The sequence below is a fragment of the Paraburkholderia sp. genome (assembly GCF_035656215.1).
Classification (GTDB): domain Bacteria; phylum Pseudomonadota; class Gammaproteobacteria; order Burkholderiales; family Burkholderiaceae; genus Paraburkholderia.
On record NZ_DASRSY010000070.1, the window covers coordinates 1 to 2,602 of the forward strand.

Sequence of the window (2,602 nt, forward strand, 5' to 3'; positions counted from 1 at the left end):
GCCGACGCCAGGCGCCGCAGCCGCAGCCGCCGCCGCAACGCCACTCTACCGGATGGAGGTGCCCGTCTATGCCGAGGTCCCGGTTCTCACGCGCGAACTCGGTATCGCGCAGATCGGCACCTTCCATGACCGCCAGGGCGAGCAGGCACTACTGAGTGAAAGCGGTCCGCTAGCCGCCGCATGGGCGCGTGTCTGGGGCGAGCACAGCTCGCAGAGCAACGGCGGGGCCGCCAACCCCGAATTCAGCGGCACGATGGCCGGCGTACAAGTGGGTCACGATATCTACGCGGATCGCAGCGCAAGCGGTCATCGCAATCACTATGGCTTCTTCATTGGCTTTGCCCGCGCGCAAGGCGACGTGAACGGCTTCGCGCTCGGTTTCCCCGATCTGTCGGCTGGGCGGCTGTCGATCAATGCATACAGCGCAGGCGTTTACTGGACGCATATCGGTCCGGGCGGCTGGTACACCGATGCGGTCGCGATGGGCAGCTCGCTCACGCTCGATCCATCGTCGAATCAGGGCATCGGTGCGAGCACGCATGGACATGCGGTCACGACCTCGCTGGAAGCCGGTTTGCCTATTCCACTGCGCGCCAATCTCAGTCTCGAACCGCAAGCACAACTGATCTGGCAGCACGCATCGATCAACGATCTCAACGACGGTATTTCGAACGTATCGTTTCACGCGGCGAACGGCCTGGTGGGCAGACTCGGCCTACGCCTGCAAGGCAGCTTCGAAGGTGCGGGCGCGCAGTGGCAACCGTATTTGCGCGCGAATCTGTGGCGCTATTTCAACGGTACCGATAGCGCGACCTTTGCCGGCACGACCGTGATTCCCACCGATGTCACCGCTACGGCCGCCCAGTTCGGCATCGGCCTGATTGCGCATTTGAGCGCTCGCGGCAGTGTGTTCGCCACCGCGAGTTACACCATGAACGTGAACGGCGAGCACCGCAGCACCGTGGAGGGCAATCTGGGCGCGCGCTGGAGTTGGTAAGGGCTTAGAACTGATGCCGTATACCGGCCATCAGGCCGATCTGGCTACCCTTCTGCCCAAGCCCGACACCGTTGACGCCCTGCAACTGCGCGCCGATCAGGTCGCCCCGGTAGAGCGAGTAATCGCCTTCCAGATAGACATCGGTGCGCTTTGACAGGTTGTAGTCGGCGACCAGTTGGTACTGCCAGGCCGAGCCGTCCTGCGCGGCGGTCTTGCCGTCCTGCAACGTGCGCCAGACGTTCGCGGCGAAGTGCCACGTGGTGCCGACCTGCTGCGTGATGCCGCCCATGATCATGCGACGCCGCGAAAAGTCCGTGTACTTGAGCGCGGCCAACGCGGGTGCGGTGAACGGCCCGTTGGCGAAATTCGAAAAACCGGCGTCATTCTGATCGACGATATAGCCGACGGAGAAACGGGTCATGTTCCACGTATACGACCCACCGAAGGTCCACGCTTTCGCGGCTGCGCCGTTGACCGAATCTTTCGACTCCTGATACGCGCCGCCGAAGGTGAACGGGCCACCCGGTGCGTAAGCAAGCGCCAAGCCGACCTGGCTGCCGTACGAATTGCCCGCGTTACCGCCGAATGCGTAGCCAGCGGCAAGATTGAAGCCGTTATATTTCGCCTGATACTGCACCTGGTTGCTGGTCCAGATACCACCGGTCATGGTCACTTCCGGCTGAAAGCTGAAATCGTACGGAATCCAGAGATTGCTGCCATAGCCGCCGATGGTAATGCCCTCAATCATCACGTTGTACTGACGTCCGAAAATCACCTGACCATAGGAATCCGAACGCACTCCCACTTGCGCCTCATTGAAGAACGGCAAGGTGGGATCGCTTTGCCCGCCATTCATGTAGAAACGGTTTTCGAGCTTGAAGAACGTGGACCAGCCGCCGCCCAGATCCTCGACGCCCCTTATGCCCCAGCGGCTCTCGGTCATGCCGCCGTTGCCGAGCCCGATCGACGAATCGCCGGCTGCGTTTGCGTGGGTCAGATATCGCACACTTTCATCGATCACACCGTAGAGCGTCACGCTCGATTGAGCATGCGCCAAATGGCACGCCAACGCTGCGGGCACAACGGCCATTGCCCACCTGGATACGTTCTTCATATTGTCTCCTCGTACGGGTTCTCGCTTTTCGCGGATATTTCGACACCGCCACGCCTGATGCAAAGTACCGGCACGCTGCTCATTGAGGCCGCGCAAATCGACAGTCAAGGTGAAGGGCCCACATAGGACCCTTGCACGACAGTCAATGCAGGCTGTTTGAATGACCTGACGAAATGCGTGTGGGTGAACCTTAGCGCGAAACCAGGGCGGTAAGAAAATAGACTGACGTAAGTGTTGTTATGTCATCGAAGTGCTTGCAGCTTGTAAGAAGCACGCGTAGGCGGTGGGGTCATCGCATCGCGGCGCGGACGGTTTTGATATCGTATGAACTATCGCAGCTCTTCTGCTCTGGTTGAGCCGGTTTAAAAGCCAGACTAGCCAATCGGCCGACTACCGCGATCCGCGCCGCGACCGCATACCGACCGCCGTCGCTTCACACCGCCCTTTCTCTTCGCCACGCCACAAACCCATGAGCACCCCCGCCCTGCCCG

2 protein-coding genes are annotated in these 2,602 nt (G+C 60.8%); one reads left to right on the forward strand and one right to left on the reverse strand.

What is annotated here, in order from left to right:
- On the forward strand, window positions 1-997 hold a 997-nt coding region (locus VFE81_RS04020; protein WP_325043357.1), incomplete at its 5' end, for an autotransporter outer membrane beta-barrel domain-containing protein.
- Window positions 998-1,001: 4 nt separating this feature from the next.
- Here the strand turns inward: VFE81_RS04020 and VFE81_RS04025 are convergent.
- Window positions 1,002-2,111: a porin gene (locus tag VFE81_RS04025; RefSeq protein ID WP_325043358.1), complete on the reverse strand. Its 1,110-nt coding sequence runs from the start codon at window positions 2,109-2,111 to the stop codon at window positions 1,002-1,004.
- Between the last annotated feature and the right edge of the window lie 491 nt (window positions 2,112-2,602).

Excerpts from the sequence above, each read along its gene's own strand:
- VFE81_RS04025 (WP_325043358.1), bottom strand. The coding sequence starts at position 2,111 with ATGAAGAACGTATCCAGGTGGGCAATGGCCGTTGTGCCCGCAGCGTTG.